The sequence below is a fragment of the Cupriavidus sp. 8B genome (assembly GCF_054589115.1).
This window is the reverse complement of the sequence record NZ_BAAILO010000381.1, coordinates 332,210-339,047: the sequence shown is the minus strand read 5'-3', so window position 1 is coordinate 339,047 and position 6,838 is coordinate 332,210. Positions and strand designations below refer to the sequence as shown.

General features: G+C 65.2%; 8 protein-coding genes and 1 tRNA gene. 4 read left to right on the top strand and 5 right to left on the bottom strand.

Annotated elements, in window-relative coordinates:
* Positions 1 to 144: 144 nt before the first annotated feature.
* Positions 145 to 1,056, bottom strand: a complete 912-nt coding sequence (nodI, locus tag ACYP5B_RS37155; protein ID WP_400102951.1) for a nodulation factor ABC transporter ATP-binding protein NodI — start codon at positions 1,054 to 1,056, stop codon at positions 145 to 147.
* A gap of 204 nt (positions 1,057 to 1,260) precedes the next feature.
* On the opposite strand from nodI, the gene ACYP5B_RS37150 reads away from it, so the two are divergent.
* Both ACYP5B_RS37150 and ACYP5B_RS37145 read left to right on the top strand, forming a co-directional pair.
* The gene (locus ACYP5B_RS37150; RefSeq protein ID WP_318231422.1) at positions 1,261 to 1,794 is read left to right on the top strand and encodes a PaaI family thioesterase; all 534 of its coding nucleotides are present in this window, start codon (positions 1,261 to 1,263) and stop codon (positions 1,792 to 1,794) included.
* A 98-nt stretch (positions 1,795 to 1,892) separates the two neighbouring features.
* Positions 1,893 to 2,510: a LysE family translocator gene (locus ACYP5B_RS37145; RefSeq protein WP_267603802.1), complete on the top strand. Its 618-nt coding sequence runs from the start codon at positions 1,893 to 1,895 to the stop codon at positions 2,508 to 2,510.
* A 399-nt stretch (positions 2,511 to 2,909) separates the two neighbouring features.
* Here ACYP5B_RS37145 and rpsU read toward each other — a convergent pair whose 3' ends face one another.
* Positions 2,910 to 3,122 (bottom strand): 30S ribosomal protein S21, encoded by a 213-nt coding sequence (gene rpsU, locus ACYP5B_RS37140; RefSeq protein WP_006158571.1) that lies wholly within the window; start codon positions 3,120 to 3,122, stop codon positions 2,910 to 2,912.
* 34 nt (positions 3,123 to 3,156) lie between these two features.
* Positions 3,157 to 3,354 (bottom strand): cold-shock protein, encoded by a 198-nt coding sequence (locus tag ACYP5B_RS37135; RefSeq protein WP_006158572.1) that lies wholly within the window; start codon positions 3,352 to 3,354, stop codon positions 3,157 to 3,159.
* A gap of 130 nt (positions 3,355 to 3,484) precedes the next feature.
* Here ACYP5B_RS37135 and ACYP5B_RS37130 point away from each other — a divergent pair.
* A tRNA-Met gene (locus ACYP5B_RS37130) sits at positions 3,485 to 3,560 on the top strand.
* A 195-nt stretch (positions 3,561 to 3,755) separates the two neighbouring features.
* Here ACYP5B_RS37130 and ACYP5B_RS37125 read toward each other — a convergent pair.
* Together ACYP5B_RS37125 and ACYP5B_RS37120 are read right to left on the bottom strand one after the other, a co-directional pair.
* Positions 3,756 to 5,084: an ATP-binding protein gene (locus ACYP5B_RS37125; protein ID WP_459572898.1), complete on the bottom strand. Its 1,329-nt coding sequence runs from the start codon at positions 5,082 to 5,084 to the stop codon at positions 3,756 to 3,758.
* Positions 5,085 to 5,819 (bottom strand): response regulator, encoded by a 735-nt coding sequence (locus ACYP5B_RS37120; RefSeq protein WP_459572897.1) that lies wholly within the window; start codon positions 5,817 to 5,819, stop codon positions 5,085 to 5,087. It lies immediately after the preceding gene.
* A gap of 177 nt (positions 5,820 to 5,996) precedes the next feature.
* On the opposite strand from ACYP5B_RS37120, the gene ACYP5B_RS37115 reads away from it, so the two are divergent.
* Entirely contained in the window at positions 5,997 to 6,833 is an 837-nt protein-coding gene (locus ACYP5B_RS37115) for a MipA/OmpV family protein (protein WP_400102958.1), read from the top strand.
* Positions 6,834 to 6,838: the final 5 nt, after the last annotated feature.

Genomic DNA, 6,838 nt, shown 5'->3' with positions numbered 1-6,838 from the left:
GTGCTGCCGCTGCCCGGCGCCGGGCAGCGCGGCGGTGGCAGCGGTGGCGGCGGTGGCGGCGGCTGGCGTGGTGGCAGGGCGGGGGTCTTGTTCGCTCATGTTCAATCCGTTGTCGGTTGCGCGTCGGTGCGCATCAGTCACGCCTCAGTCGCGCATCTCGCGGCCGGTCAGCTTGAGGAAGACGTCCTCCAGGTTGGCGGGGCGGTGCAGGTAACGCACGCCGTTGCGGCCGTGCAGCGCCGCCAGCAATGGCGCGGGCTCCTTGACGTAGCAAAACAGCGTCTCGCCGCTCATCTCGGTACGGGTGGCAAGCGGGTGCAGCTCGCCGCGCAGGGGCTCCAGGTTGTCGCCATACACTTCCACCACGTCGCAGCCGATCTGGCTGTCGATCAGCTCATGCGGCTTGCCCTCGGCGATCTTGCGGCCGCTGTCGATCACGCACAGGTAGTTGCACAGGCGCTCGGCTTCTTCCATGAAGTGCGTCGTCAGCAGGATGGTCTTGCCGTTGGCCAGCAGCGACTTCAGGCGCTCCCAGATGAGGTGGCGCGCCTGCGGGTCCAGCCCGGTGGTGGGCTCGTCCATCACCAGCAGGTCGGGGTCGTTGATCAATGCGCGAGCGACCGTCAGCCGCCGGCGCATGCCGCCCGACAGGTCTCGTACCTGCGCCTTGGCACGGCTCTCCAGCCGCGCGAACTCCAGCAGCGCGGGCACGCGCTCCTCGATCACGGCGCGCTCCAGGCCGAAGTAGCGTCCAAAGATCCGCAGGTTCTCGACCACCGTGAAATCCGGGTCGAGGTTGTCGAACTGCGGCACCACGCCCACTCGCATGCGAGCCTGCGGCGCGCGCTGTGGAATCGGCTCGCCGCACAGGGTGAGCGTGCCGCACGCCGGCGTGGTCAGTCCCAGCAGCAGGCGCAGCGTGGTGGTCTTGCCGGCGCCGTTCGGGCCCAGCAGGCCGAAGCACTGGCCGCGTTGCACGCTCAGGCTGAGATCGTCGACCACGACGGTGTCGCCGTATTGCTTGCTTACATTGCGTAGTTCAAGAATGGCAGTCAAGGCAGGAGCGGGAGTTGGGCGCGCCGCGGGCGCAATATCCACCATTATGCAGGCAGCAGCGAGGATGCTTTGTGGCGCGCTGCAGCAAGAATGCGCGGATGCGGTTATCTTGATGGTTCGCGCCGGCGTGCAAACCAGGCCTCGTTGAGCCTGCCGGCGCGCAGCACGAAAACAATAATCGGAACAAGCGATGGAGACGAGACAATGAGCGCAGAAGACCTGCTGGCCCAGTGGCAAGAGGCGGAACGCAAAGTGCGCGCGAGCCTGGCCGAGCCGGGGGTGGTATCGCTCGCGCAGTTGGGGGAACGCGCTGGCCTGCAGTTTTTCGAGGATATGCTGGCGGGCAGGATACCGGGTGTGCCGATCGGGCAACTGATGGGTTTCGTGCCGGTGGAGTTCGAGCCGGGGCGCTTCGTCTTCCAGGGCACGCCCGGGCCGCAGCATTACAACCCGATCGGCAGCGTGCATGGCGGCTACGCCGCGACCCTGCTCGATTCCTGCGTGGGTTGTGCTGTCCACACCATGCTGCCGGCCGGCAAGGGCTACACCACCCTGGAACTGAAGGTGAACTACGTGCGCCCGCTGACCGCGAAGACGGGCCCGATCCGTGCGGAAGGCAAGGTGATCAGCCTGACCACGCAGATCGGCATTGCCGAGGGCCGCATCGTCGACACGCAGGGAAAGCTCTACGCTTACGCCACGACCACCTGCCTGGTCTTTCCGATGCCGGCAGGCTGATCTGCGGCAAGGCCGGCGCCGCTTTCAGCAGCCAGCCACCTTGCTTATACTTGTGTGTCGCCCGTCGGGCACCCCAATCGATAAGACCCGGAGTCGCAATGTCCTTCGAACACTGGCTGGCCTTTGTGTTGACAAGCATCGTCGTGCTCATCATTCCCGGCCCGACCATCCTGCTTGTGATCGGCGATGCGCTTGCCCATCGCGGCCGCTCCGCCTATGCCACCGTGGCCGGCGTTGCCGCGGGCGACCTGACCGCGTTCACACTGTCGATGGCCGGCCTCGGCGCGGTACTGGCCACCTCTGCGGCCCTGTTCACGGCGTTGAAGTGGGCTGGTGCGGCTTACCTGGTCTACCTGGGCATCCAGGCCTTGCGAGGCGCCTCGCGTGCCGGCGCGATGGCGGTCACGGCACAGTCCGGGAGCAGCCGCCAGCGCTTTGCCAAGGCATGGCTGGTGACCGCGCTCAACCCCAAGAGCATCGTGTTCTTCGTGGCCTTCGTGCCGCAGTTCCTCGATGCGCGCCTGGCCTTCTGGCCGCAGGCCGCGGTGCTGATTCCCACCTTCGTTGTGATGGCCACCGCCAACGCGGCGATCTACGCGCTGCTGGCGCGTGCGCTGGCCAAGCGCCTTACCACCCAGCGCGCACAGGCCAATGTGCAGCGCGCGGGTGGCATTACGCTGATTGGCGCGGGCGCGCTGATTGCGGCACGCAGCTGATGTAGCGGGTGATGTAGCGGGAGTTGCCGACCAGGCGGGCCGCCATCGTGCGGCCTGCTTTTTGCCTGTCGCCAGCGCCAAGCGCCGTGGCTTGAATGCGAGGCAAGTTGGCGGCAACACGCACGTGTGTCCGGGATAATTCAAAAAACGGTGGGGAGTCAAAGTGCTAGCCGTGTCGCGCGCAAAGGGCGAACGCAAGCATTGCGCCGGCCGCGCTCGATCCAGGCGGAACGATGGGCAGGGCGGTATCAGGGCCGGTCGGCGGTTGTCAGGCCACGAAGGGCCGGACATCCGACGGCGCCGCTAAAACAAGAAAAATCCGCCAGGCAATGACTGGCGGATTTATGCGGCCTGCGGCAGAAACGCGTCGAAGCGCGCTCGCCGCTTGCTGTGCCGAAATCAGTACATCTTCTTCGGCAACATCTGCATGCGCAGGCGTTTGCGAAGGCGCGATTCCGCGGCTTTCTTCTTGCGCTTGCGCTCGGTCGTGGGCTTCTCGTAAGCGGTACGGCTCTTGAGTTCAACGATCAGGCCGGTCTGGAGGATGGCCCGACGGAAACGCCGCATTGCAACTTCAACGGGCTCACCTGGTTTCAAGACGATCTTAGTCAATTCTGTCCTTTAGCTTTGCCGCAAAGCGGCGGGTTCAAACGGGGGAAACATTGGCCGCTTCAGGACCCTTCTTGCCCTGTTGCGACTGGTATTGCACTCGCTGGTTATCTTGCAGCGGAGCACCCCCGCGAACCTGAGAGATGTGGACGAACAAGTCCTTGCCACCAGCGTCCGGGGTGATGAAGCCAAAACCCTTCTGGGCGTTGAAGAACTTGACGGTACCAGTTTCCATGGAAAAATCCTTTTTTTGGGCGCAAAGAATGCGCCCACTTGCTTTTACACGTTTACGTAAACGCTGTCAAGAAAGAGTGCCTAAAGCGCTTTGCAAATCCGTCAGGGTGGCGTATAGTACGCCCCTCTGACGCGGGGTGGAGCAGTTGGCAGCTCGTCGGGCTCATAACCCGAAGGTCGCAGGTTCAAGTCCTGTCCCCGCAACCAGACGTATTCTACTAAAAAGCCCGCCGGCAGTCCCGGCGGGCTTTTTGTTTTGTTGCGCGGGCAGATTGCGTCACTACCGCGCTACCCCTGCGCCGTCAGGCCGGAGAACGCCATCGCCAGCCAACCGGCGGCGGCGCAGGCGCCCATCCACGAGAGCAGCACGGCAGCGATCGTTGACCATTTCATGGGCGCTCCTCAAATCGCCGGCCTGCCGGGCATGGCGGGCTCGTCCATGGCTGGCAAGGTGATCACGAAGCGCGCGCCGCCCTCGCTGCCGCTGTGCAGCCCGACCTGGCCGCCATGCAGCAGCGCGATGCGCCGCACAATGGCCAGCCCCAGGCCGAACCCCCCGGTGTGCCGGTTGCGGCTGGAATCGGGCCGGTGGAAGGGCTCGAAAATGCGGGCGCGCTCCTCCGGCGCAACGCCGGGGCCATCGTCCTCCACCGTCAGGGTCAAGGTGCCTGCCGCGTCGGTCTCGGCGTGCAGGTGGATGGCGTTGCGCGCGTAGCGGGTGGCGTTGCGGCAAAGGTTGAGTAGCGCCCGCGCCACCAGCCGCGGATCGCAGACGTGGTGCGGCTCAGGGCCGCTGGCATAGGCCGACAGCGTGAGTTTCTTATCCGCCACCTCGTTGGCCACGCTGGCCGCGACACTGTCGATCAGCTCGCTCACCGAAACCCGCATCAGCATCATCGGCGCCGCGCCCTGCTCAAGCTGGCCGAGCGTCAGCAGCTCGGTGACCAGTTCGTCGAGCTCGCGCACGTCGCGGCGCAGGTCTTCCAGCCGCAGCGCCTGGCGCGCCTGCTCCGCTTCGCCCGTGCCGGCCGACTGCAGCAGCGCGATGCCGAACTCCAGCCGCGCGATTGGCGTTTTCAGCTCATGCGAGATGCCGTGCATCATTTCGCGCTGGTGCACGATCGAAGCTTCGATCTGTTCGGCCATCTCATTGAATTGCTTGGCCAGTGCGGAGATGTTGGAGCGCCTGGGCAGGTTGGCGCGGGTCGACAGCTTGCCGTTGCCGAAATCCCTTGCCGTCTGCTGCAGCTTGTCCAGGTCGCGCCAGTGGTACCACACCCAGGCGATGATCGACAGCAAGGTGGCGAGCGCGATCAAGGCGTAGGCCAGCACGGAGATGTTGGTGTGGTCGTCTTCCTCGCTGAGCGCGTGCAGGATCTGGCCGTCGCGCAGCGGCAGGTAGTAATCCTTGGCGTCGTAGCTGAGCACCAGCTTGCCGCCGGCGAGGTCGGCAAGCTGCTGAGCATTGAGGTGGGTCAGGCTGGCGGCGTCGACCAGGTCGAACTTCTCGCGCGCCTGCTCTTGCAGGATGGCAAGCGCGGCGTCGCGGTCCTTGCCCTGTTGCGGCCCAAGGTATTGGGATAGCGTAAAGGCATAGCCTTTGCGGTTTTCCCGTTCGGTCTCGGTGAAATGCTCATGGAACAGCGGGATGAAGGTGGTGTTGATGGCGGTCACCGCGGCGGCCGCGGCCAGGATCACCAGCAGATAGAGCTTGAGTAGCGAGCGGACCATTTATTCTTCCCATGCCGAAGGGCTGAACAGGTAGCCGCGGCCCCAGATGGTCTTGATCTTGTGCGGCTCGGGCGAGGCATCCTCGAAGCGGCGGCGCAGCCGCGAGATGCCAGAGTCGACGGTGCGGTCGATGCCGTCGAACTCGATGCCGCGCAAGGCCTTGAGGATGTCGTCCCGGCTGAGCACGGTGCCGGCGGCGCGCGCCAGGATCAGCAGCAGGTTGAACTCGGTGGTCTTCAGGTCCACCTCCTGCCCGCGCCATGTCACCTGCCGGTTCGGCGGCGAGATCACCAGCGCGCCGAACACCAGTTCATGGTCCCGCTGCGCAGGCGCGGCGGTCTCGGCAACCCGCTCTGCGGCGGCGCGCCGCAGCAGGGCGCGGGCGCGCGCCACCAGCAGCCTTGGCTCGATGGGCTTGACCACATAGTCGTCGGCGCCGATCTCCAGCCCCGCCACCTGGTCGTACGTATCGACGCGTGCGGTCAGGATGAGCACGGGCACGCGCGAGAACGCGCGAATGCCGCGACACACTTCCATGCCGTCCATATGCGGCAGCATCAGGTCGAGGATCACCAGCGCTGGCCGCAGGGCCTGGACGGCGGCCACCGCGATATCGCCACGCCGCACTACCTCCACCACGAATTCGTAGTTGCCCAGATATTCGCTGACAAGCTGCGCGAGGCGATCATCGTCCTCGACCAGCAATACCTTGTACTTGGCCATGGCATCGCTCATGACAGGGCTCCCTGGGGCAGAAAAGTGCCGATTCTATCCGGCGAACGACCTGCATTGGGTGTTGGAGACGCTTCAAGACAAATTCGCACAATTGAACAAGATTTCGCGCGATTTCAGGACAGACAGCCCGGCGCGCCATCCCTAATCTGCGTGCTTCGACATCAAGGCGGAGCAGCCGTGGAACAGCAAGCAAGAAATCAGTGGGGCGTGGCAAGGTTGCCGGTCGCGTACAGGGGCGCGTACCAAGGCGCATACAAGGGCGCGTTTCTCGTGGCCGCGCTGGCGAGCCTCTGCCCGGCAGCGCACGCGGAAAGAACGTACTCCGTTGGCCTGGCCGCCGGCGCCGCCCCGCGCTACGCGGGAAGCCGCGACTACCGGGCCGTCGGCGCGCCGGTGCTGCGCGCCGACTTCGGCAACGGTGCCTTCATCGATTTGCTGCAAGGCGCTGGCTATACCTACAAGTTCGGCAACGGCATGTTTGCCACGGCCTCGCTCGGCTACGCGCTGGGCCGTACCGACAAGAACCGCGCGGACCTGCCGGGCTCGGATCACCTTAAGGGCATGGGCAACATTCCGGGCTCGCTGATGGGCGCGTTCCAGCTCGGCGCGCGCGTGTACGGCGACACCACGCTGAGCGTGACGCTGGACGCGCCACTGACGCATCGCGAACGCGGGCTGAGCGGGCACATCGATCTGGTGGTGCCGGTGATCCAGTCGGGCGCGCACATCGTGACACTCGGGCCGAGCCTGCACTACGGCTCGGGCCGCTACATGCAGACCCTCTTTGGCGTGACCGATGCACAGGCCGCCAACAGCGCCTTTAGTCAGTACGCCCCCAAGGCCGGCTTCGATGCCGCGACGCTGTCGCTCGCATGGAACTACACGCTCTCGAAGGAATGGTCGGTGCGCACCTTGGTGGCGGCGACACGCCTGCTCGGGGACGCCGCGAAGAGCCCGATCGTGCAGAGCAAGCAGTCGTACTTCGGCATGAGTTCGGTCAATTACACATTCTGAGGAGA

Coding starts and splice junctions, on each gene's coding strand:
- ACYP5B_RS37120 (WP_459572897.1), bottom strand. CDS start 5,819: ATGAGCGATGCCATGGCCAAGTACAAGGTATTGCTGGTCGAGGACGAT.
- ACYP5B_RS37150 (WP_318231422.1), top strand. CDS start 1,261: ATGAGCGCAGAAGACCTGCTGGCCCAGTGGCAAGAGGCGGAACGCAAA.
- ACYP5B_RS37145 (WP_267603802.1), top strand. CDS start 1,893: ATGTCCTTCGAACACTGGCTGGCCTTTGTGTTGACAAGCATCGTCGTG.
- ACYP5B_RS37125 (WP_459572898.1), bottom strand. CDS start 5,084: ATGGTCCGCTCGCTACTCAAGCTCTATCTGCTGGTGATCCTGGCCGCG.
- ACYP5B_RS37135 (WP_006158572.1), bottom strand. CDS start 3,354: ATGGAAACTGGTACCGTCAAGTTCTTCAACGCCCAGAAGGGTTTTGGC.